We start from the raw sequence: 22,870 nt of genomic DNA on the forward strand, positions 1-22,870 counted from the left end.
TAACAAAGAGCATGCGCAATTTTTAACGAACTGTCAATGAGTTTTTTTATATATTGGCACAAACTGCCTTCTGTGCAAACTAAAATGGCCCTAGAACCGCGCCAGGACCATTCATATTGAAGGTATCAAAATCAGTTAAGCATTCCGAATTGTCTTTGTCGCTGTGGCAATGCGCTTGACGACCGTGGGATTGTCCATGGTGTAGATGTGGATGCCATCGACACCATGCACTAATAAATCAATAATTTGATCAATGGCATAAGCAATCCCCGCATCGCGCATGGCTTCTTTGTTGCCGGAAAAATGCTGCATCATGGCGACAAATTTTGGCGGTAAATTGACGCCAGCCATGGTGGCCATGCGTTCGATTTGATGCTCGTTGATCACCGGCATGATCCCGGCTTCGATGGGCACGTGAATCCCCGCAAGCTCGGTGCGTTCGCGGAAACGGTAGAAAACCTGATTGTCGAAGAAAAGTTGGCTAATCAACTGGCTGGCTCCGGCATCGACTTTTTCCTTAAGGTGCCGAATATCACTGACCACATCTGGTGATTCGGGATGTTTCTCCGGGTAACAGGCTGCCACGACATTGAAATCGCCGCGTTGGTGAATGTGCTCGATTAAATCGCAGGCATAAGGGAAGTCGTTGCTGACGCGGCCGCTTTTGGGAATATCACCGCGCAAGGCGAGAATGTTATCAATGCCGGCTTCTTGAAAACCGTGCAATTCTGCATCGACCTGCGCGCGGGTGAGCTGGGCAGCCGGTAAGTGGGCGACCGGTTCCAGATCAAACTCGTCTTTGATCAACTTGGCAACCTCCAGCGTGCCCATGTGTGGCTTATTGCCATTCGAGCCGAATGTGACGGAGACAAAATCGGGATCGGCTTCTTTTACTGCATCAAGGGTGTTGAGAATTGGTGTCAGCGCAACGTTGCTGGCATTTTTGCGCGGGGGAAAGACTTCAAATGAAATGACTTGATGATCTTTAAAGCACTGGTTGATTTTCATGAGTGAGTTCCTTACGTACTTGTTTAGCTGCTGCAACCATGTTGATCAGGCTGGCCTTGGTTTCCGGGACGTCGCGGGTTTTAAGTCCGCAATCAGGGTTGATCCAAACATGATCAGCCGGCAACCGTTTCAGAATTTCGTGGATGATGTGGACAATTTCGTCTTTGGAAGGGATGCGCGGCGAGTGAATATCGTAAACACCAGGGCCGACATGGGTCTGGAAATGAGTGGCTTTGAGAATGTCCAAGAGGCTGAAATCAGACCGCGCAGCTTCAAAAGAAATCACATCGGCATCAAGATTATCAATCGCCTTAATGATGTCGCCGAACTGCGAATAACACATATGGGTGTGGATCTGGGTCTCCGGTTTCACTTTGCTGGCAACGAGGCGGAAGGCCGGCACTGCCCAGTCCAGATACTTAGGATACCAATCTTTCTTACGCAGCGGCAGATTTTCCCGCAACGCTGGCTCGTCGATTTGAATAATTTTGATGCCATGCTTTTCAAGATCCAGCACTTCATCTTCCAAGGCCAATGCAATCTGCTCGACGCTGGTTTTTTGACTCAAATCTTCACGTGGAAACGACCAGTTGTAGATGGTGACCGGTCCGGTGAGCATGCCTTTGACGAGGTGATCGGTTTGACTTTGGGCAAAAACCGTTTCCGCCACTGTAATCGGCTTGGTACGCACCACATCGCCCCAAATAATCGGTGGTTTTACACCGCGGGTCCCGTAACTTTGTACCCAGCCGTTGTCGGTGAAGCGGAAACCACCGAAGTTTTCGCCAAAATATTCAACCATGTCGTTGCGTTCAAATTCGCCGTGAACCAGAACGTCTAAGCCAATTTTTTCCTGGAATCTGATCCAATCGACTTCTTCTTGATGATTGAATGCCATATATTCGGCTTCCGTAATTTCATGGCGGCGGAATTTAGCCCGATTGCGCCGAACTTCTGCGGTTTGTGGGAAGGAGCCGATGGTGGTCGTCGGCAGTAGCGGCAGGTTGAATTCCTTAGCCTGAATCGCCAGCCGGGTTTTGCGATCAGGCGTCCGCTTATAGTCTTCCGGCGTTAAGGCCGCAATTTTGGCGTTTAAGGCTTTATTTTCCTCGTAGCGTGGCTTGCTGAATAAGGCGACGTTGGCCTGATAAGCTTCGTGATCGGCGCCGGTGTGGAAAATAGCGTCCAGTTCGTGCAACTCATTTAATTTTTCTTCAGCGAAAGCCAGATATTGCTTTTCTTCGGGTTTGAGATGCGTCTCGTTGCGTAGTGTATAAGGGACATGCAATAGCGATGTGGAGGTGCTCAACACAAGTTTGTCGGTGATGGCTGCCAGCTGCTTAATGGTTGCCAAAGCATCGGCATAGTGCGTCCGCCAGATATTCTTGCCGTTGACAATACCGGCAAACAAGGTGGCATGCGCCGGGAAGCCGTGCTTTTCCAACAGATCGAGGTTCGCATAGCCTTCCACAAAATCCAGGCCGAAGCCATCAAATGGCAGTTCGGAAATTTGTTCAAACGAATCGGTTAAATCGCCGAAATAAGTCTGCACCAGAATTTTGGCGGTGTTCTTTTGCGCGAGAATCGGCGTATAAAGCCGTTCAAACAACGCTAAGTCAGCATCGGTCTGGTCATAAACCAGCGCTGGTTCATCAAGCTGAATCCACTCGGCGCCGGCTGTATGAAGTCGCTGAATGATCGTGCTATAAGCGGTGATTAAGTCGGTTACGAAATCATCCGGAGCAACATCAATGAACCGCGACAGTTTCAACAACGTGTACGGGCCGATTAAAGTCGGCCGCGCCGCGATGCCCAAATCCTTGGCTTCTTGATACTGTTCGAAAAGCTGCCAGTCCGTCACTTGAATGTGCGTGTCACGATCAAATTCGGGCACCAGATAGTGGTAGTTGGTGTTGAACCATTTCTTCATGGCAAGTGCCTTAACATCACCAGCATCGCCTTGATAGCCACGCGCCTGGGCAAAATAGGTATCGAGAGGCGACAGGTTCAAGTCCAAATACCGCTTTGGCACAATATTCAAAAGGTTGGCAACATCCAAGGTGTTGTCGAAGAATGAAAAATCGCCGGTGGGAATCTGATCAATACCCGTCGTTTGAATGGTTTCCCAGTGCTGCTGGCGCAATGCTTTGGCTTTTTCCTGCAGCTCCTGTGCCGTAATCTGGTGCTTGAAATACTTCTGAGTGGCAAACTTCAATTCACGATGTTCACCAATTCGTGGATAGCCGATGATGGTTGTTGTCATAATAAAACCTCCTATTTAGGCATAATGTCAATCAGTCCAATGATGAATTGAAGAACACTTGCTAATGATCGAAATGAACTGTCGAAAGACGTGGCTTGTATTTGCACGCGGAGATGGAAACCAAAAAAGCCGTCCTTGGCCCAGACAAAAAATGTCTAGGCCAAGGACGGCTTACCGTGGTACCACCTTGGTTTAAAAGCCGCTCACACGACTTTCCTCAATCAGTCCGACAGCCATGCTGTGAGACCTAACGCAATAATGGGCGTCCCCATGTGTGCTTTGCTCGCGCTCGACACACCTGCATCACCAAGACCATATTCGTCGTCGTTTCCAGATGTCCTTGCACCAAAATGGACACTCTCTAAGCAGGAAACCGCCAACTACTCATCTTTCCGCATTTCAATGTTGCGACTAGCATACTGACAATTATGGCAGCTGTCAAGATATTTATTAAATTAAGATGAAGCCTTCTATGGCTGTTAACTCTTAGCCTGTTGCGAAAACACCTGTTTTATTCTCATTATTTCGTAAATAATGGCGCGGGTTTGTTAAGATGACAATACCAGCGTCATGCTTGCTCTTGAGATTGCGCAGCCGCGACATGAACAAGAAAAGTCAAAGAGCGTTAACACTGACTTGTTTTAAATTTTAGGGTAAGCTATTAGCACAAGTCATCGGAGGAAGAATGCTATGAAAGTTTTGGTTCCATACATTAAGAAATATCGCTGGGACGTGGTCTGGTCAATCCTGGCTATTTTTGTGGTAGCGTTCGCGACACTTTGGCAGCCGCATCTGCTTCAGGTGATCATGAATGCCATTATGAAAAATGACAAGCAGACCGTCTGGACCAATGGCCTGTATTTGATTGGGCTGGCGGTGATCGGGATTGTTGGCGGGATTATCAATACCATCTATTCGGCGCGGGTGGCACTGGGTGTTGCTACTGATTTGCGCGCAGATGAATATGCTAAAATCCAGAGTCTGGCTTATGCGGACGTTGAAAAATTTTCACCGTCAAATCTGGTTGTACGCATGACCAATGATATTAATCAGGTGCAACAGATTGTCATGGGCTTTTTCCAGCAAGTCACGCGTATCCCGATTCTGTTTGTCGGCGCCGTGATTCTTGCCATCGTGACCTTGCCGGAGTTGTGGTGGGTCATTGCGGTCATGATGGTGTTGCTGCTGGGTGTCAGTCTTTTTTCGTTTAGTCGTATGGGCAAATATTTTGGCCGGATGCAACAGCTGATTGAAAAAGTGAACACCTTGGCGCGTGAGAATTTAATGGGCATGCGGGTGGTAAAGTCGTTTGTTCAAGGCGCCAATCAGACAAAAAACTTTGCGGAATCAAGTGACGAGATGCGGAATGTCAGTGTCAAAATCGGTAATTTGTTTGCCTTGTTGATGCCGGCGTTTTTCCTGATTGCCAATTTAGCGATTGCCTTAAGTATCTGGATGATCGGCCAGAACATTACGAGCCATCCAAGTAACTTGGCGGCGATTACCAGTTTTATCAACTACTTGATGCAGATTCTGTTCGCGATTATTAACGGAAGCTTTATGCTGACATTCGCGTCGCGGGCGCTGGTTTCTTTACGGCGGATCCATGAAGTCATGGACACTAAGCCGAGCATGACCTTTGTGAGTGGCCCGCATCGGGATCTGGACGGTGGCGTTGAATTCAATGACGTGACATTTACCTATCCGGGGGATGAAAAGCCGACGATTCGCGATATCAGTTTTGCGGTTAAGCCAGGTGAAATGATTGGCATTGTCGGGGCGACCGGAAGTGGCAAGACCACATTGGCGCAACTGATTCCGCGGTTGTTTGACCCAGACACCGGGATCGTCAAGGTTGGTGGGCATGATGTCCGCGCTGTCACCGAAGCTGACTTGCGCCAGACAGTTGGCTTTGTCTTGCAACGGTCCACGCTTTTTTCCGGCACCATTGCCGAAAATCTGCAACAAGGCAATCCGGATGCTGATTTAGCGTCGATGAAGTGGGCAGCCCGAATCGCCCAGTCGGCAGAATTCATTGAGCGCTTGCCGCATACGTACAATGCAGAAGTGGAAGAGCGCTCCTCAAACTTTTCTGGCGGCCAAAAGCAGCGGCTTTCGATTACACGCGGAGTCATCGGGCAGCCGAAGATCCTGATTCTCGATGATGCCACCTCGGCGTTGGATGCCCGCTCGGAAAAATTGGTTCAAGAAGCCTTGGCGCATGAACTGAAAAACACGACGACCATTATCATCGCCGAAAAAATCAGTTCGATTATCAAGGCTGATCGCATTCTGGTACTTGATGAAGGTCGGTTGTTCGGTAGCGGCACACATCATGAATTGGCTCAGCATAATGATGTTTATCGCGAAATTTATGCAACCCAAAAGGCATTGGAAGAGGGGGTGTAGCTCATGAAAGACTTGAAAAATGCGGGTAAATTTTATGCCCATTATTTACGGCCTTATTGGCTAGAGTTTTTGATCACGACGATTTTGATCGCGATTTCTACATGGGCGATTGTTGTTGCACCGACGTATATGGGCCGCGCCATTGAGGAACTGACTGTCTACGTTCAGCAATGGGCGAACCCGGCAACGCGTGCGCAAGCCTCTTTTACGGCGTTTAACCACACCCTGGCAATTTTTGTGCTGTTGTATTTGATCGATGCCTCCAGTATTTTGATCTCGAGCCTGCTGCTGTCAAAAGTCAGCGGTTATTCGACTGGCACCATGCGAGTGGGCCTGTTCCGAAAAATGCAGCGCATGAAAGTCCAGTATTTTGACAGTCACAGTGACGGTGATATTCTGTCGCGGTTTACCAGTGATTTGGATAACATTTTCAATGCCATGAACCAGGCGCTGATCGAAATATTCTTAAGCGGTGCCCAGTTTATTGGGATTATCTGGATGATGTTCACCCAGAATGCCACGTTGGCGTGGATCACCATGGCCTCGACCCCGGTGGCGATTGGCTTGGCCGCGTTTGTGATGCACCAGGCAAGTGTGTCGGTTGATCGCCAGCAGGACGACATCGGCCGACTTAATGGTTACATCAACGAGCAAATTACCGGTCAGAAGATGTTGATTACCAATGGCTTGCAGCAGGAAAGTGTTGCCGGCTTCCAACCGTATAACAATGCGGTACGCAAATCTAACCTGCGTGGGCAGATTTGGAGCGGGATCTTAAACCCGTTGCTTTTGGGGTTGTCGTTTCTGAACACGGCGATTGTAATCTTTGCCGGTTCCTGGCTGGCGCTAAACGGCTCACTGAGTCAAGGCGCGGCTTTGGCCTTGGTGGTTGTGTTCGTTAACTATGCGCAGCAGTACTATCAGCCAATTGTGCAGCTGACCAGTCTGTTTAACATGATTCAGCTAGCCATTACCGGTGCCCGTCGGATTACCGAAGTGCGAGAACAGCCGGATGAAGTCGATCCGAAAAATGGTCGCACCCTCGATGGTTTGAAACACGAGCTCGTGATTGATAACGTGCATTTTAGCTATATTCCGGGTAAGGAGATTCTACACGGCGTTACGATCCATGTTGAAAAAGGCGAAATGGTGGCGCTGGTTGGCCCGACTGGCAGTGGGAAAACCACGGTTATGAACCTGATGAATCGTTTCTACGATGTTGATTCCGGCTCGATTACCTTTGACGGTGTTGATGTGCGTGAATTTAAACTCGCATCGCTGCGGCAAAATGTCGGCATTGTTCTGCAGAATCCGCAACTGTTTTCGGGAACCATTCGTGACAACATTCGCTTTGGCGACCCGGAGGCCGATCAAGCGCGGGTTGAAGCCGCCGCCAAACAGGCCAACATTCATGACTTTATTGTGAGTCTGCCGGATGGGTATGATACGTTGGTTTCGGATGAGCAAAGCGTCTTTTCAGCCGGCCAAAAACAGCTCATGTCGATCGCCCGGACTATCTTAACCGATCCGCGCTTACTGATTCTTGATGAGGCGACCAGTAACGTGGATACGGTCACTGAAGCCAAGATTCAAGCGGCGATGGACAATGTGATTCAAGGACGGACGAGCTTTGTTATCGCCCACCGGCTGAAAACGATTTTGAATGCCGACAAAATTGTCGTCCTTCGCGATGGCAGGATTATTGAAGAAGGCAATCATGAACAACTGCTGGCGCAAAATGGCTTTTATGCCGAGCTATACCATAACCAGATGGTCTTTGAATAGCGGTCCGAAAGATTACGAACTATTTCGGAATCTTTTTTAATATAATTCGTATATAAAGCGATTTAGAGACCTTTCTAAAGCTTAAAACTTATGATAATCTTTCTATATCAGAACAATGCTGTTCGTTGTTTTGATCAATAAAGACTTCGTGGAGGTAGCGATGAGCAAACGTAGGTATTTAGTCGCTTTAGGCGGTATTTTGCTGCATTTGATGATTGGTTCTGTTTATGCATGGAGCGTGTTTACCGGTCCGATTGCCAAACAGACAGGGTGGGCGTTGTCCTCGGTCACAGTCGCGTTTAGTATTGCCATTTTCTTCCTGGGCATGAGTGCTGCCTTCATGGGGCGGGTGGTTGAGCGCTTTGGCCCGCGGTTGACTGGGACAGTTGCTGCGATTTTATATGGTTCGGGGATTTTGTTAACCGGGTTGGCGGTTCAAATCGATTCGTTGCCGTTGCTCTATCTTGGGTACGGCGTGATTGGCGGGTTAGGTTTGGGCGCCGGTTATGTGACGCCGGTTTCAACGATTATTGCGTGGTTCCCGGATAATCGCGGACTCGCGACCGGAATGGCGATTATGGGCTTTGGATTTGCCGCCATGTTGACTGGCCCGGTTGCCCAGCAATTGATCGCAACTATCGGCTTGGTAGCCACCATGTATGTGCTGGGTGCGGTTTATATGGTGATCATGTTGGGAGCAGCTCAAGTAATCCGTAAGCCGCGACCGGATGAAGTGCCGGCAGCCGATCTTGCCAAAAGCGTGAGTTTGACCGGTAAGGCGATGACCGCCAATGAAGCAGTCAAAACGCCAGCATTCCGCTACTTATGGCTGATGTTCTTTATCAACATCACCTGTGGTATCGGACTTGTGGCGGTTGCATCGCCGATGGCCCAACAGCAAACCGGTATGTCTGCTGCGACTGCCGCTATGATGGTTGGGGTTGTGGGTTTGTTTAATGGTTTTGGCCGCTTGGCTTGGGCAACGTTGTCTGATTTGATTGGTCGGCCGCTCACCTATACGTTAATTTTTGTGGTAGATGTCATCATGCTGGTCGGCATTTTGACCGTGGGCTCCCCGCTGCTCTTTGGGATTGCGTTATGCCTGATCATGTCTTGCTATGGCGCCGGGTTCTCGGTCATTCCGGCTTATCTTGGGGATGTCTTTGGCACCAAACAGCTTGGGGCGATTCATGGTTATGTGCTGACGGCCTGGGCCGCTGCGGGAATCGTTGGCCCGACGCTTCTGAGTTTTAGCGAAGAATATTTTCACAATTATACTGTTAGCTTGATCCTCTTTGTTCTTCTCGAATTGCTGGCTCTAGGGCTGTCGATTCGCATTCGGCGGGAATTCAAAGCAACTGCGCAGGATGCGAAGCATGTGACTGACTAACGGTTTTGTCTGCGAAAAGATCGACAGAGAGACTTTAGGATGAATGAAAAACATTTTGACGTTGATGTTTTGCTGGTGATATAAACGCCGTCTAATGTGGATATTAATATATCAGAACCCCGTATTTAGGTACGGGATTTTTTTATGTCTCAAAATGCTGATATGACAACATTTTTAGTTTATGCCACATATTATTGACCAAATCCAAGCGTCTTTTGTTGACAAACCTGTACGTACAGGTAAAATAAGCTCTGTAAGTGAAATCGCTTTCTGGAGGGGGAAGAAATGCGTAAGTACGATGTCATTTATCAGGATCTGAAGGACAAGATTGAAGCAGAGATTTATGTAACGGGATCGTTGCTACCAAGTGAACGGACGTTGCAGGAAATGTACCGGGCGTCGCGCGACACGATACGAAAAGCATTGCAGCTGCTCAAAGACGACGGGTTTATCCAGTCGCAAAAAGGTAAAGGTTCAACGGTGATTAATCGGCAGGAATACGTTTTTCCCGTTTCAGGAGTTGTGAGTTATGCCGAACTGGCCAAACAATTTCACTTACAGACGCGAACCGTCATTTTGGCCAATCATTTTGCAACGTTACCAGCCAAGTCGTTTAAGGACGTGGATCCACATGTGACGACTAAACAGATGCGGTTTTTGAAGCGGGTGCGGTATTTGAAAGGCGAGCCGGACATTATCGATATCGATTATCTTGATCCTAAGGTAGTGCCGCCGATTCCGGAGTCGGCAGCCAAGGATTCGTTGTATGCCTATCTTGAAGGTCAGGTGGGATTGACCATTGCCTATGCGACCAAGGAAATCACGGTGGAAACAACCACCGAAGAAGATCGGCGTTACCTGAAGTTGCCCCAAGCCGCAGTGGTCGTCGTGGTTCGCAGTTGCAGCAGTCTGGTGGATACGACAAAGTTTCAATACACGGAGTCGCGGCACCGGGCGGATCGGTTTAAGTTTCATGATTTTGCGCGGCGAATGCGGCCGTGAATGGTGGCAGGTCGAGCTTCAGTTAAAGGTGAAGATTAAGGAGGTGCATGATGGGATTTCATAAGAAAGTCATTTATCAGCTGTATCCCAAGTCATTTTATGACAGCAATGGCGACGGGGTCGGCGATTTGCGTGGCATTATTGACAAGATTGATTATCTTAAGTCATTGCACGTCGACATGATCTGGTTCAATCCATTTTTCGTGTCACCACAATACGATAACGGTTATGATGTTGCCGATTATCGCAACATTGATCCGCGGTTCGGTACGATGGCGGATTTTGAAGAATTGGCTAAGAAACTCAAAGAAGCTGGTATCGATATCATGTTGGACATGGTGTTGAATCATACCAGCACGGAACATGAATGGTTCCAGAAGGCGTTGGCTGGCGACAAGCATTATCAAGCCTATTATTATATTCGCCCGCCAAAGCCGGATGGCAGCTTGCCGACTAACTGGGAAAGCAAATTCGGCGGACCAGCGTGGGCACCGTTTGGCGACACCGGCAATTATTATCTGCATTTATATGAACGCCGCCAAGCTGATTTGGATTGGCACAATCCAGCAGTTCGGCAAGAAGCTGCAGCGATTATTAACTTTTGGCGTGCCAAGGGTGTCCACGGATTCCGGTTCGATGTGTTGAACGTGATCGGCAAGGCAGAAAAACTGGTCGATGCACCGCCAAAGGTTGCCAGCAAAACGCTGTACACGGATACGCCGATCGTTCAGGACTATTTGAAGGAATTGGCCGCTAACAGCTTCGGCCAAGACCCTAACAGCGTCACGGTGGGCGAAATGAGTTCGACAACTGTTAAGAACTCAATCGCCTACACGAAGCCGGAAAATCATGAGTTATCCATGGTTTTTCAGTTCCACCACTTGAAGACGGATTACAAGAACGGTGAAAAGTGGACGAAAGAACCGTATGACTTCAATGCATTGCGGGACATTTTGCATACCTGGGGTCAACAGTTGGATCAAGGTGGCGGCTGGCAGGCGCTGTTCTGGAATAACCACGATCAGCCACGGGCACTCAATCGTTTTGGCAACGTTGACAAGTATCGGGTTAAAAGTGCCGAAATGCTTGCTGCGGCGATTCATCTCAGTCGCGGCACTCCATATATCTATATGGGTGAGGAAATCGGCATGACCGATCCGCACTACCATTCAATGGCTGATTATGTGGATATTGAAGCCAAGAATGCTTACAAGGCATTGCTCAAGGAAGGTAAGTCGGAAAAAGAGGCGTTTGCCATCATTTTAGCGAAGGCTCGCGATAACAGTCGGACGCCGATGCAGTGGGATGATTCGGCGAATGCCGGTTTTACCACCGGCACGCCTTGGTTGCGGCCGACGAATCAAAAAGACATCAACGTCAAAGATGAGTTGGCCCATGGTGAGATTTTCCGATTTTATCAAAAGCTTATTGCACTGCGGAAACAATATGACGTGATCAGTGACGGCAGTTATGAACCGTTTGGAACCGACATCGACCGCTTGTATGCGTACGAACGGGTTGCTGGTGCGGATCACCTGCTGGTCCTGAATAACTTCAGTGACAAGGCGATCACAGTACCGCTGCCAAATCGATTCCAATCCGCAAAAGTGCTTATTACCAACGAATCAGAATTAATACCAACTGCAACGATGACATTGCCGCCGTATGCGACGATCGCATTGTTGACATCGGAAGAGAATTAAGGAGGAACCAAAAATGGCTGATGAAAAGAAGCTACACATTTTGGCGCCTGTTTCAGGGCTTGCCATGGCGATTACAGACGTCTCCGATCCGGTCTTTTCACAGAAAATGATGGGTGATGGCTTTGGTATTGAACCATCAGATGGTCAGATTGCTGCGCCGGTTGACGGACGCATCATGATGATTGCCGATACCAAGCATGCAATCGGGATTAAAGCCGATGACGGCGCCGAGTTGTTGATTCACTTGGGCATTGATACGGTTGAGTTGAAAGGCGCACCGTTTGAAATCGATACGGCAATGGATGCCAAAGTCAAAGCCGGCGACGTGATTGGCTCCATGGATTTGGATGCAATCAAGAAAGCCGGCAAAAAGACCACGGTCATTGTTGCGATTACCAATACCAATGACGTGGTTGATCATCTTGATGTCACCCCGGGCGAAGTTAAGGTTGGTGAAGAAGTTGCCGTGATGACACCTAAGGCAGCGGCGGCTACATCAACAACCGCGGCGACGCCAAATAAGAAGGAAAGCAAGTATGCGGCGACTGCCCGCCAGATTATTGCTGATGTCGGCGGGGCGCAGAACGTCAATAGTTTGATTCACTGTATCACCCGGTTGCGGTTTTATCTGAAAGATGAACAAAAGCCGGACGATGACACAGTGCGCAACATTCCGGGCGTCATTGATGTTGCCCGAGCAAACGGCCAGTATCAAGTGGTCATTGGGCAAGCCGTCACTGACGTTTATGATGAAGTCATTAAACAGTTAGGCCCCGGCTACTCTAATGCTGAAGGTACTGCGGAAGCCATTAAAGAAACCCAAGCAGAGGCTAAAGATACCAGCTTCTGGGGCACAATCAAACGTTGGACCCAAGCGTTGATCGGGACGATAACCGGATCCATGATTCCGGTTATCGGACTGTTGGCCGCCAGTGGGATGCTCAAAGGTGTTCTCAACATTATGACCACCTGGTTCCATCTTTCAACAACGGATCCGACATACGTGATTATTAATGCGATGGGCGATGCAGCTTTTTACTTCCTGCCTGTGATCGTTGGTTTCACGGCCGCGCAAAAACTCGGCTCGGATCCGGTTATCGTTGGCATTATCGGTGCGTTCCTGATTTATCCATCAATTGCTAAGATTGCAACGGCTGGTAAAGTTAGCGGTACGTTACTGGGCATGGGGGTCAATGCCAGTTTCTTCGGCTTACCTGTCCACATTGCGAATTACACGTATTCGATTTTCCCGATGATTTTTGCGGCATGGATGGCAGCCAAGCTTGAACCGTGGATCAAGAGCTGGATGCCGCTGGTTCTGCGGATGATTTTCACGCCGCTGGTTGAAATCTTCTTAGTCGGCATGACGGTTGTCTTGGTTGTCGGGCCACTGATCACGGTGCTGTCTGGTGCGATCACATCCGGGATTCAGGCATTACTCAGCTTGACGCCAATGATTTCCGACGCCATTATTGCCGGTCTGTATCAGGTTCTGGTTATCTTCGGATTGCACTGGGCGGTTATCCCGGTTATTACCGCACAATTGTCTTCGGCACACCCAGAGTCCGTGCTTAACGGCATCGTCTCCATTTCTATGATTGCCCAAGGTGCCGGCGCGTTGGCTGTCTGGGTTAAGACCAAGCACAACCCAGCACTGAAAGGTTTGTCTATTTCCGCGTTCATCAGCGCATGCTGCGGCATCACCGAACCTGCGATGTATGGTGTTAACTTGAAGTACGGCCGGGTCTTCGTCTTTGCTAGTATCGGTGCCGCAATCGGTGGCGTTGTCAATGGCCTGTTAGGTGTTTCGATGTACGGATTCACTGGCAGCTTCATTGGTTTTCCATCATTTGCTGCTCCGGGTTGGGCACACAATCCAGGCAACTTTGCCGGATTCTGGATTGCTTCGGTTGTGACCTTGGTTGCCGCCTTCCTCTTGGTTTACTTCTTCGGTTATAAAGATGCCGATGCCAATGCGGCTAAGGCAGCACCTAAGAAGAAGCGCTTAGGTAAGACAGTTGAATAATGAGTTAAGACTTCACTGAAAAGTGGTTCGAAATGACAATCGTGTCATTTTGGCGAAGAATCAAAGTCTAGTAGTTAAAACACCGATGTCGTTGGGCATCGGTGTTTTTGCTTGGCAAAAAAGCGAGGCCGATCATGATTGGAGAAACGCCACAAAAATTTGTGCCGATTTCGATAAAAATAACTTGCAGTTGCCGCAGAATTAGGGCACGCTAAAAAGTGTTCTCATTGAACACTAATTTTTTATGGAGGAGGGGCCAAGATGTATAAACGGTACAAAGATGTGTCGCTGATTCTGAAAATTGTCATCGGAATCGTTGTTGGGGCAGTGTTAGGGGTATTGGTACCCTCCTGGTCCTTTATCGATATTTTAGGGAAGTTATTTGTTGGGGCGTTAAAAGCAATCGCGCCTTTACTGGTATTTCTGCTGATTATGTCGGCAATTTCAAAATACCGATCCGGCTCGAAGAACCACTTTGGCACCGTGATTGTGCTTTACTTAAGTGCCACACTGCTTTCGTCTATTGCGGCGGTCGCGGTTTCTTATCTTTTCCCGATCAAGCTTGTCTTGCCTGGTGCGATGAAAATTGCCGAAAGTGCGCCGAAGGACTTAGGCACGATTGTTTCTGACTTGCTGACCAATGCAGTGGCTAATCCGATTTCTGCGCTGGTTGAAGGCAATTACCTGGCGATTCTGTTCTGGTCATTGCTGATTGGGGCGGGGTTGCGTTTGGCGAGTGGCACAACCAAAAAAGTGGTGACCGAGTTTGCAGAAACCGTCAGCAGCGTGGCCCAAACGGTGATCCAGTTTGCACCGTTCGGGATTGTCGGTTTGCTGCATGAATCACTGAGTAAGACAGGTGTTAAAGGCGTCATGGCGTATGGGCAGTTGCTCATCTTGTTGGTCGCAACGATGGTATTTGTCTATCTGATCGTGTATCCATTTATGGTATGGCTGCTAACTCATCAGAACCCTTATCCGTTGACGTTTTGAACGTTAAAAGTCAGCGGCATTCCGGCGTTCTTTACGCGTAGTGGCGCGGTGAATATTCCGATCAATTTACAAGCTTGCGAAGACTTAGGCTTGAACAAAGAAAGCTATGCGATTTCGATTCCGCTAGGCGGTTCGGCTAACTCCGGTGGTGCTGCGATCACGGTGTCGATTATGACGCTGGCAACTGCCAACACTATGGGCGTGCACGTCAGCATTTTCCTAGCGTTGCTACTGTGCTTCCTGTCAGCCATTTCGGCAACCGGGGTGTCGGGAATTGCCGGTGGGTCGCTGTTATTAATTCCAATGGCGGCATCGCTGTTTGGCATCTCCAATGACATCGCGATGCAGGTGGTCGGTATCGGCTTCATCATCGGGGTAGTTCAGGACTCCGTGGAAACAGCGGTTAATTCGGCTTCCGATCTGCTGTTTACTGCCACTGCCGAGTATGCCGATGATCGCCGTGACGGTCACCAGATCGATATGCGCGCGGCGGTTAGAGCCGCAGGTAAAGTGAAAGTCAAAGCTGCTAAGCCGGTTGAAGAAGAAGGCGAACAGATTTAATCCGCGGCGTACAAAATCCATATGATGACAGATTGATGCCCAGTTCGGGATACCATTTAATAAACTAATGAAAACTGCCCAAGAGACGAAAGAGGTCGCTTGGGCAGTTTTTGCCTTTTAAAGTTGGTGCATTTTTTAGCTGTGAAATGTTGATTTAACAAGCAAATTGTCTAGCTTAAAAAATTGTAAGGTTATTTTTCCTATGATAACTGATGTCATTAAAAACACAGCGCTTTCCAGCTTTGCTAAAATGTGCTAACCTAGTTTTCATGGATTTTTTATTAACACATTGAAAAGACAGCATTAACTGTTTAATGGAGGTACCGATGGGCAAAGTGTGGCAACGACTGTTTCGAAAAGAGGATCCAAGTGTTTACGAAGATAAAGATTCGCATCTGCCGCGGGTGTTGCGGGTACGTGACTTTCTCGCTTTAGGGGTCGGGACCATTGTGTCGGCGTCAATTTTTACGCTGCCAGGGGTGGTTGCGGCTAAACACGCCGGTCCCGCAGTCTCGATTTCCTTTTTAGTCGCTGCGATTGTAGCAGGGTTGGTGGCGTTTGCGTACGCGGAAATGTCGGCCGCGATGCCGTTTGCCGGCTCGGCTTATTCGTGGATTAATGTGGTGTTCGGCGAGTTCTTCGGCTGGATTGCCGGCTGGGCTTTGTTGGCCGAATACTTTATTGCCGTTGCGTTCGTTGCTTCAGGGTTATCTGCCAATTTTCGTGGCTTGCTGGCGACGATCGGCCTGAATTTTCCGGCGGCGTTGGCCAATCCGTTTGGCACTGACGGCGGGGTTGTCGATCTGGTCGCCGTGGTGGTGATGTTGATGGTCGGCGTTTTGCTGTCACGCGGCGTTTCAAGTGCTGCGCGGGTCGAAAACATTTTAGTGGTCATGAAGGTTTTGGCGATTTTGCTGTTCCTGGTGGTCGGCTTGACGGCGATTCATCCAGAAAACTTCCATCCGTTTTTCCCAAAATATCACCTGAATGCTGATGGAACACCTTTTGGGGGCTGGCAAGGCATTTATGCCGGCGTTTCCATGATTTTCCTGGCCTATATCGGGTTTGATTCGATTGCCGCGAATTCGGCTGAAGCGATCGATCCGGAGAAAACGATGCCGCGGGGGATTCTTGGCTCGCTGTTAATTGCAGTTTTCCTGTTTGTCTCGGTCGGGCTTGTTTTGTTGGGCATGTTCCCGTATCAGGATTATGCCAACAACGCTGAACCGGTTGGCTGGGCGCTGCGCCACTCCGGTCATGCGGTGGTCGCGACAGTGGTCGAAAGCATTGCGGTTTTGGGGATGTTCACGGCCTTAATCGGCATGGCCATGGCAGGATCCCGGTTACTTTATAGCTTTGGCCGCGATGGCATGTTGCCACACGGTTTGGGCAAGTTGAACAGTCGCAAGTTACCGAACATTGCGCTGGCAGTTTTAATCACGATCGGTGTCATTATCGGAGCATTCTTTCCATTTGCGTTCCTGGCACAACTGATTTCCGCCGGCACGCTGATTGCCTTCATGTTCGTCACGCTCGGCATTTATCGTCTCCGTCCGCGTGAAGGCAAGGACATCGCCAAGCCGCGCTTCCAAATGCCGTTGTATCCGGTATTGCCGGCCGTAGCTTTTCTCGGCTCGCTGGTGGTTTTCCTGGGTCTGGACATTCAAGCCAAAATGTACTCTGGCGTCTGGTTCCTGATCGGGTGCGCCATCTACTTCTTGTATGGCATGCGGCATTCAGCACTGACAAAAGGGTCGGTTGTTGAGCAGGAAACCGAAGCATTGGAGCAGTCAAAAGAAGACTGAGTGGTTTAAAAGATATGGTTTAAATTAAAAACGCCCGCAAAGATTTTGTCTTTGTGAGCGTTTTTAATTTTCTTTGACTGATGAATACTGACTAAGCTTCCTGAGCCTTCTGGAGATTTTCTTTTAAAATCGCCGCAGAATCTGCTAGACGCTTATGATCTTCGGCATTCAAATCAAGTTCGATAATGCGTTCCAAACCGTTGGCACCAAGAATGACAGGAACACCGATCGAAACGCCGCTTAAGTCATACTCGCCTTCCAGATGAACGGACATGGCAAATGCTGCGCGGTCGTCATTTAAGAACGCACTGGTTAACCGTGTTAGCGAAGCAGCAATGCCGTAGAAGGTGGCACCTTTCTTTTCGATGATCCCGTAAGCCGCAGTTTTCACGCGCTCGCTGATTTCAGCAAGATCGCTTTCCTGCCGATTTTTCGGAATCCAGTCAAGAATTGGCTTGCCACCAAGATTGGTGTAATCCCAGACCGGAAATTCGGAATCGCCGTGTTCACCCATGATATAGCCGTGAACGATGCGGGCATCAATGTTGTAGCGCAAGCCGATTTCCGCTCGTAGTCGCGCCGAATCCAATGCGGTGCCGGAGCCGAGTACTTGATTGCGCGGCAAGCCGGATTCCTGTAAAACCAATTCTGCCAGTACATCAACCGGGTTGGAAGCCACCAAAATGAAACCATTGAAGCCGCTCGCCATGATATTGTGGGTGATTTCCTTCATAATCTTGGCGTTAATCGCTAGCAATTCAAGCCGCGTCTGCCCCGGCTTTTGCGCGATCCCCGCAGTAATCACAATAATGTCGGCATATTTGCAGTCTTCATAACTAGCCGCATAAATGTTCTTTTGCGATGTGTAAGGCAGTGCGTCCGAAAGATCTTCGACATCGCCTTGTACCCGTTTTTCATTGACGTCGATGATCCCCAGACTCTGGCCGACACCGGTTGTGAGACAGTTAAACGCGTAACTTGACCCAATGGCGCCGTCACCAATTAAAATAATATTGCCGCGATTTTGCATTCCAAAATTCCTCCTCATAACGATATTGACACCAACGTAGCTATCCGAAGCTGAACAATGACCGTCACCCAACAATGGTCATGGTCAGCTGTTTTTTATGTATCCGATTTCATTGTAACAGATGACAGTTGCGATAACTTGATAAACGTGATTGATGAGTTGAAAATTAGTTCACTCTTGCACCATAATGCGCTCGCAAAAAATCTGCGTGTAAGGAACTTTCGTGGTTCTTCCACTGGCCTAGCTTTGGAACTTGAACCCCCGTTAACTCCCATAACGCGTTCGCCAGCCCAGAAACCTGCACATAAGGACCTCAAGTAGGAATGACCAAAGCCCGGCCATTCCTACTTGAGGCCACTTATGATCCGGTTTCTAACCGGGCTGGCTCACGCTTAAAAAATTCTTATCATTTTGCCATTTTTCTGTTAGTCTTAAAACAACGTCCGTTACGTTTTTTGAGAAAGGTGGTTCCCCATGTCAGCAGCATCTTATGTGCAGTCAGTGCTTGCAACGCTTAAGCAACGTGATCCTAACCAACCAGAATTTTTTGAGGCGGCCTCAACGCTTTTAAACACGATTACGCCGGTGTTTGAGAAGCATCCGGAGTATGTGAAGGCCAATGTTCTTGGGCGATTGGTTGAGCCGGAGCGGGCGATTCAATTTGCCGTTCCGTGGCAGGATGATCAAGGAAGTATTCAAGTCAATCGCGGATTTCGCGTTCAGTTTAACTCGGCGATTGGTCCATACAAAGGTGGCCTGCGACTGCATCCTTCCGTCAATCTCAGTATTGTGAAGTTTTTAGGCTTCGAACAGATTTTTAAAAATAGTCTGACTACTTTGCCGATCGGCGGGGCCAAGGGTGGTTCCGATTTCGATCCAAAAGGGAAGTCGGATGCCGAAGTGATGCGGTTTTGCCAGAGCTTCATGACCGAACTGAGCAAGTATATCGGGCCGGATTTGGATGTGCCGGCTGGGGACATTGGTGTCGGTGCCCGCGAGATTGGGTATCTATACGGTCAATACAAACGGTTAAAAGGGGCGCAACGTGGCGTTTTAACCGGTAAAGGGCTCAGTTATGGTGGTTCGTTGGCGCGGACGGAAGCGACTGGCTATGGTTTGATTTACTACACCGATGAATTATTGAAAGCCAATGGCGAAACGTTGGCCGACAAACGTGCGGTCATTTCCGGTGCCGGTAACGTTGCGATTCATGCTGCTGAGAAGGCTGAGGCACTGGGCGTCAAGGTGCTGACCGTTTCCGATTCAAGCGGCTATGTGGTCGATGAAAACGGGATTGATGTTGCGGTGGTCAAACAAATCAAGGAAGTCGAACGCGGTCGCATTAAAGCTTATGCGGACCGAGTGGCTGGAGCCGAATATCATGAAGGTTCAGTCTGGGATGCCACCGATCTTAAGTTTGATCTGGCATTGCCTTGCGCCACGCAAAACGAAATTGATGGTCAACAGGCGGCGCGGTTTAAGGCAGCTGGCGTGATTGCGGTTGCTGAAGGCGCCAATATGCCGAGCAATCCGGACGCGATCGCTGCCAATGCTGGCGGTGTCGCTGTTTCAGCGCTGGAAATGGGCCAGAATTCCCGCCGCGAAAGTGACAGTTTTGAAAAGGTCGACAGTCAACTACACGAAATCATGCAACACATTTTTAAGGCGAGTGACGATGCTGCTGACGAATACGGCGTGCCCGGTAACTACGAAGCGGGGGCGAACATCGCCGGTTTTCTGAAAGTGGCAGATGCTATGTATGCGCAGGGAATGTAGGCAATTCGTTATGATGACAAGAGGTGAAATAGTGGATTTAAAGCGCTGAGTTTCCGCATGGCCTCTCCATTGACGAGATCAAAAGCACGAAAACAACGGCGGTCGGATAATCATGAGGTTATCTGATCGCCGTTTGTTTTATATGTGCGCGTGAGCCAAAAAATTATCAACAGAGCAGCCGTCCGTAAAACGGTACTTGGCATCAAATTCTGTTCCTTTTCTACATCAAAAGCCGCGCCACTGACGGATCAAGTTCAATCAGTTGCATGAGCCGACGAGCCGGCCCATTTGGTTTGCTGCGGTTCGTTTCCCAAGCTTGAACGGTACGAGGAGAAGCTGCCATAATTTGGGCAAAAACGAGTTGTGTTGCCGGGATTTGCTGACGAATTTTCTTGATTTCTTCGCCGGTAAACTCAGGCGGTGTTGGTAGATGTCGCTCATGCCGTTCAACGCCAGGATCATTTCCGTCTAATAGCTGATTGGGCTCTTCAATACTTCTTTTGAGTGTACTTTTAGTCACGTTATTCGCCTTTTCTTGAGACGTTGAACAACTTTTTTCAACGCTGCTGTTTGCGAAAATAAGGCGGATCATGAAATTAGCGCCATTGTTCCACCCTGCTACGTTTTGATAGTATACGATTTTATGGTATGTGTCGACTCATATTATCCATTTTACGACGCTTAAGCACGACGCACGATGAAGTCACAATGACAAATTCCTAGAAAGAGATGACGGCATCAAAAAAAGGCTCGGAATTCCAAGCCTTTTTGCTACGGTGACAACTAAATCACCGTATTGGTTAATCCGATGGCAACCTAGACGCGACTAATCGTGATAGACGCGCTCGGCCCATTTTTCGTTTTCTTCATCAAAAAAGTGCGGATTATCTTTTTGATCAGGGTTTGGTTTGGCAATGTGGTCAATTTCTTTGATCAATTCCACATTTTCTGGCGTTTCTTTGTAGGTGGCGTCCAGATAGGCCTTGATGATATCGTATGCCAGATGTTCACCGATGCTGGCACCGCCGAAGCCCAGTACGTTCGCATTTAGTTGCTCGCGAGCATACTTGGCTGCTGCAGCGTCGTTCACCATGGCAGCGCGAATACCTTCGTTTTTATTGGCGGCCATGGTAATGCCGCTGCCGTCGCCACACAAAACAATGCCTAGATCAGCACAACCATCGGCGACATCTTCAGCAACCTTCTTGCCATAAATCGGATAGTGCGTCCGGACGGTGTCGTAGGTGCCTTCATCAATAACTTGATAGCCAGCATGCTTTAAAAAATTCGAGATCTTAATCTTCATGTAAGTCACAATATGATCATTACCTAAAGAAATAATCATGGGGTCAGACTTCCTTTCTTCCAAAGCTAGATCATTTTCGCAAGCATATCGAGGCGAACTTGGTGGCGGCCGTCGACGTATTCCGCGTCCAGGTAACGTTGAATTAGGCCGAGCGCCCGATCTAGGCCGATAAGTCCAGTACCGATCGCAATGGCTTTGGCACCATTATGTTCGGTAGTTTGATGTGCAGCGGTTTCGTCACCGACATTGGTTGCGACCATACCCTTGACTTTGGTAGAAGCCATTGTTGAGCCAACGCCGTAACGGTCAAACATCAAGCCTTTATGCGCCTTGCCTGCCATCACTTCTTTGGTCACACCCAAAGCAGACTCAACAAAATTCTTCGCTGGTTGCGGCGTTACATCAATGACATGGTAGTCGCGCTGCTTGAGATAGTCCTTGACCTGTTCCTTCATAGCAAAACCGTCCTGATCAGCACCAATCACAACATCCAAAATTGTCACTCCTTTGATTAATTGAATAGCATTTGTGACTCAGATACTGGCGGGGCAAGCTGATCGTTTTGAAGAAAGTCAGTGGGGGAGAGCCCCCGAAGAAAAAAGTTACAAGCAATTTTTTGCGGAATGTTTATATTTGTTTCTGTGTGTTCACTTATGTTTCATTCGTCAACCACAATGTAGCATCGAATCTTTTTAGTGTAAAGGCCTAAAATACACTTTCTAGTTAGAAGAGGAAGTTTTAGCACGTCTTAAGTTGATGGAAAAATTGAATCGAGCTACACGTAAAAGTGTGACGTGGTTTGATTCGTTTACTGGGTAAATCATCGTCATCAGAGTGATCGGTAATTTGCCAACTAATAAAATCAAGTTGCTATGCGCATTGGTCTAGACTAATTGCTGTGCTGACAAGCCTGATTTTCTTGTAAGTGAGCGCTATCAGCAAATTAATTGCGGTTAATTTGCAAAAAAATTAGTTTTTTTTTGCCGGACGTGTTATAGTCTATTCATGGTAATACTTGAACGGGAAACATCATGTAACATGAATTTCCTTTTTAGGATTACGGTTGTCTGTTGTTGTTAGTTTTGAAAAGGAGATTCACTTTCATGCAAAAAGGTACAGTTAAATGGTTCAACGCTGATAAGGGTTACGGCTTCATCACTGGTGAAGACGGCCAAGACGTCTTTGTACATTTCAGCGCCATCAACGGCGAAGGCTACAAGAGTCTTGACGAAGGTCAGGCTGTTTCCTACGATGTAGAACAATCTGATCGTGGCCCTCAGGCTGCTAACGTTACCAAGCTTTAATTCTTGGTTCGTTAAAGAAGGATCCACCTAGGAAACTAGGTGGATTTTTTTTGTGCTAGGGAGCGCGTTATAAAACACAACAGTCGACGATGCCATTGCCGTCAATAGAAAGCCTCAAGAGCAGACTCGGATCTCATGACACAAATTCACCGCTCCAACGTCAACCGCCACACACTCGTCAAAACCCAGCAAGCAAAGGGCATTGCCGCAAGAAACAAACCTAGGGTGACAAAACATGCGAAGATACCAGCGAGCGTCACCCAACCGCCGATCAAGGTGATGATGAGTGCGGCTGTGATTCGGGACGTGAGCACTAATAAAATGGTGGCCCAGACGCCAGTCGCCAGAAAAGCGATGCTGCCTAACCACATACAAAGCGCCAATCCTAAATGATGCGTTGTTTGTCCGTTACCTTGCTTGATCATCCTTACCATCTCCACTTATGGTCAAGTGTAACGCGCACGGTGGATTAAGGTTTTGAGATACAGAATTCTTGACGGAAAAATAAA

At 48.5% G+C, this 22,870-nt stretch carries 16 protein-coding genes and 1 pseudogene; 10 read left to right on the forward strand and 7 right to left on the reverse strand.

Translation table 11 applies throughout. The features are described from left to right. Positions 1-135: 135 nt before the first annotated feature. Positions 136-1,008 (reverse strand): methylenetetrahydrofolate reductase [NAD(P)H], encoded by an 873-nt coding sequence (gene metF, locus LBCZ_RS02075; RefSeq protein ID WP_025012779.1) that lies wholly within the window; start codon positions 1,006-1,008, stop codon positions 136-138. Beyond that, on the reverse strand, positions 986-3,271 hold the full coding sequence (gene metE, locus LBCZ_RS02080; RefSeq protein WP_025012778.1) for a 5-methyltetrahydropteroyltriglutamate--homocysteine S-methyltransferase: 2,286 nt from the start codon (positions 3,269-3,271) through the stop codon (positions 986-988). Before metE ends, metF begins: the two co-directional genes overlap by 23 nt. 690 nt (positions 3,272-3,961) lie before the next feature. On the opposite strand from metE, the gene LBCZ_RS02085 reads away from it, so the two are divergent. The 8 genes and pseudogenes from LBCZ_RS02085 (at position 3,962) to LBCZ_RS02125 (ending at position 16,945) form a co-directional block, all read left to right on the forward strand. Continuing rightward, positions 3,962-5,680 (forward strand): ABC transporter ATP-binding protein, encoded by a 1,719-nt coding sequence (locus LBCZ_RS02085; RefSeq protein ID WP_025012777.1) that lies wholly within the window; start codon positions 3,962-3,964, stop codon positions 5,678-5,680. Positions 5,681-5,683: 3 nt separating this feature from the next. Then, positions 5,684-7,465 carry an ABC transporter ATP-binding protein gene (locus LBCZ_RS02090; RefSeq protein WP_039639581.1) on the forward strand — a complete coding sequence of 594 codons (1,782 nt, stop codon included), beginning with the start codon at positions 5,684-5,686 and terminating at the stop codon, positions 7,463-7,465. A gap of 160 nt (positions 7,466-7,625) precedes the next feature. Next, complete coding sequence (locus LBCZ_RS02095) at positions 7,626-8,855, forward strand: L-lactate MFS transporter (RefSeq protein ID WP_025012776.1); 1,230 nt, start codon at positions 7,626-7,628, stop codon at positions 8,853-8,855. Between the two features lie 285 nt (positions 8,856-9,140). After that, positions 9,141-9,857 carry a trehalose operon repressor gene (treR, locus tag LBCZ_RS02100; protein ID WP_025012775.1) on the forward strand — a complete coding sequence of 239 codons (717 nt, stop codon included), beginning with the start codon at positions 9,141-9,143 and terminating at the stop codon, positions 9,855-9,857. Between the two features lie 50 nt (positions 9,858-9,907). Continuing rightward, positions 9,908-11,560 carry an alpha,alpha-phosphotrehalase gene (gene treC / locus LBCZ_RS02105; RefSeq protein ID WP_025012774.1) on the forward strand — a complete coding sequence of 551 codons (1,653 nt, stop codon included), beginning with the start codon at positions 9,908-9,910 and terminating at the stop codon, positions 11,558-11,560. Positions 11,561-11,573: 13 nt separating this feature from the next. Beyond that, the gene (locus LBCZ_RS02110) at positions 11,574-13,586 is read left to right on the forward strand and encodes a PTS sugar transporter subunit IIABC (protein ID WP_025012773.1); all 2,013 of its coding nucleotides are present in this window, start codon (positions 11,574-11,576) and stop codon (positions 13,584-13,586) included. 261 nt (positions 13,587-13,847) lie between these two features. After that, positions 13,848-15,140, forward strand: a pseudogene (gene sstT, locus LBCZ_RS02120) (serine/threonine transporter SstT). A 326-nt stretch (positions 15,141-15,466) separates the two neighbouring features. Continuing rightward, positions 15,467-16,945: an APC family permease gene (locus LBCZ_RS02125; protein WP_025012772.1), complete on the forward strand. Its 1,479-nt coding sequence runs from the start codon at positions 15,467-15,469 to the stop codon at positions 16,943-16,945. 91 nt (positions 16,946-17,036) lie between these two features. Here the strand turns inward: LBCZ_RS02125 and LBCZ_RS02130 are convergent, their stop codons facing one another. Continuing rightward, complete coding sequence (locus LBCZ_RS02130) at positions 17,037-17,975, reverse strand: L-lactate dehydrogenase (RefSeq protein WP_025012771.1); 939 nt, start codon at positions 17,973-17,975, stop codon at positions 17,037-17,039. Between the two features lie 474 nt (positions 17,976-18,449). Here LBCZ_RS02130 and gdhA point away from each other — a divergent pair, with 474 nt between their 5' ends. Beyond that, positions 18,450-19,751 (forward strand): NADP-specific glutamate dehydrogenase, encoded by a 1,302-nt coding sequence (gene gdhA / locus LBCZ_RS02135; RefSeq protein WP_025012770.1) that lies wholly within the window; start codon positions 18,450-18,452, stop codon positions 19,749-19,751. Positions 19,752-19,971: 220 nt separating this feature from the next. On the opposite strand, the gene LBCZ_RS02140 is transcribed toward gdhA, so the two are convergent. The 3 genes from LBCZ_RS02140 to lacA all read right to left on the reverse strand — a co-directional run bounded on the left by LBCZ_RS02140 (position 19,972) and on the right by lacA (position 21,551). After that, the gene (locus LBCZ_RS02140) at positions 19,972-20,271 is read right to left on the reverse strand and encodes a helix-turn-helix domain-containing protein (protein ID WP_025012769.1); all 300 of its coding nucleotides are present in this window, start codon (positions 20,269-20,271) and stop codon (positions 19,972-19,974) included. 306 nt (positions 20,272-20,577) lie between these two features. Continuing rightward, positions 20,578-21,096: a galactose-6-phosphate isomerase subunit LacB gene (lacB, locus tag LBCZ_RS02145; RefSeq protein ID WP_039639577.1), complete on the reverse strand. Its 519-nt coding sequence runs from the start codon at positions 21,094-21,096 to the stop codon at positions 20,578-20,580. A 26-nt stretch (positions 21,097-21,122) separates the two neighbouring features. Beyond that, on the reverse strand, positions 21,123-21,551 hold the full coding sequence (lacA, locus tag LBCZ_RS02150; protein ID WP_025012768.1) for a galactose-6-phosphate isomerase subunit LacA: 429 nt from the start codon (positions 21,549-21,551) through the stop codon (positions 21,123-21,125). A gap of 609 nt (positions 21,552-22,160) precedes the next feature. On the opposite strand from lacA, the gene LBCZ_RS02155 reads away from it, so the two are divergent. Beyond that, on the forward strand, positions 22,161-22,361 hold the full coding sequence (locus LBCZ_RS02155; protein ID WP_003563620.1) for a cold-shock protein: 201 nt from the start codon (positions 22,161-22,163) through the stop codon (positions 22,359-22,361). A 146-nt stretch (positions 22,362-22,507) separates the two neighbouring features. Here the strand turns inward: LBCZ_RS02155 and LBCZ_RS02160 are convergent, their stop codons facing one another. Continuing rightward, a complete protein-coding gene (locus tag LBCZ_RS02160) occupies positions 22,508-22,786 on the reverse strand; it encodes a hypothetical protein (protein WP_025012767.1) in 279 nt (92 codons plus the stop codon). Between the last annotated feature and the right edge of the window lie 84 nt (positions 22,787-22,870).

Origin of the sequence: Lacticaseibacillus casei DSM 20011 = JCM 1134 = ATCC 393 (assembly GCF_000829055.1) — a bacterium.
Lineage (GTDB): Bacteria > Bacillota > Bacilli > Lactobacillales > Lactobacillaceae > Lacticaseibacillus > Lacticaseibacillus casei.

Excerpts from the sequence above, each read along its gene's own strand:
- treR (WP_025012775.1), top strand. The coding sequence starts at position 9,141 with ATGCGTAAGTACGATGTCATTTATCAGGATCTGAAGGACAAGATTGAA.
- LBCZ_RS02130 (WP_025012771.1), bottom strand. The coding sequence starts at position 17,975 with ATGCAAAATCGCGGCAATATTATTTTAATTGGTGACGGCGCCATTGGG.
- lacB (WP_039639577.1), bottom strand. The coding sequence starts at position 21,096 with ATGATTATTTCTTTAGGTAATGATCATATTGTGACTTACATGAAGATT.
- metF (WP_025012779.1), bottom strand. The coding sequence starts at position 1,008 with ATGAAAATCAACCAGTGCTTTAAAGATCATCAAGTCATTTCATTTGAA.
- LBCZ_RS02125 (WP_025012772.1), top strand. The coding sequence starts at position 15,467 with ATGGGCAAAGTGTGGCAACGACTGTTTCGAAAAGAGGATCCAAGTGTT.
- LBCZ_RS02160 (WP_025012767.1), bottom strand. The coding sequence starts at position 22,786 with ATGATCAAGCAAGGTAACGGACAAACAACGCATCATTTAGGATTGGCG.
- LBCZ_RS02155 (WP_003563620.1), top strand. The coding sequence starts at position 22,161 with ATGCAAAAAGGTACAGTTAAATGGTTCAACGCTGATAAGGGTTACGGC.
- treC (WP_025012774.1), top strand. The coding sequence starts at position 9,908 with ATGGGATTTCATAAGAAAGTCATTTATCAGCTGTATCCCAAGTCATTT.
- LBCZ_RS02110 (WP_025012773.1), top strand. The coding sequence starts at position 11,574 with ATGGCTGATGAAAAGAAGCTACACATTTTGGCGCCTGTTTCAGGGCTT.
- LBCZ_RS02085 (WP_025012777.1), top strand. The coding sequence starts at position 3,962 with ATGAAAGTTTTGGTTCCATACATTAAGAAATATCGCTGGGACGTGGTC.
- LBCZ_RS02090 (WP_039639581.1), top strand. The coding sequence starts at position 5,684 with ATGAAAGACTTGAAAAATGCGGGTAAATTTTATGCCCATTATTTACGG.
- LBCZ_RS02095 (WP_025012776.1), top strand. The coding sequence starts at position 7,626 with ATGAGCAAACGTAGGTATTTAGTCGCTTTAGGCGGTATTTTGCTGCAT.
- gdhA (WP_025012770.1), top strand. The coding sequence starts at position 18,450 with ATGTCAGCAGCATCTTATGTGCAGTCAGTGCTTGCAACGCTTAAGCAA.
- metE (WP_025012778.1), bottom strand. The coding sequence starts at position 3,271 with ATGACAACAACCATCATCGGCTATCCACGAATTGGTGAACATCGTGAA.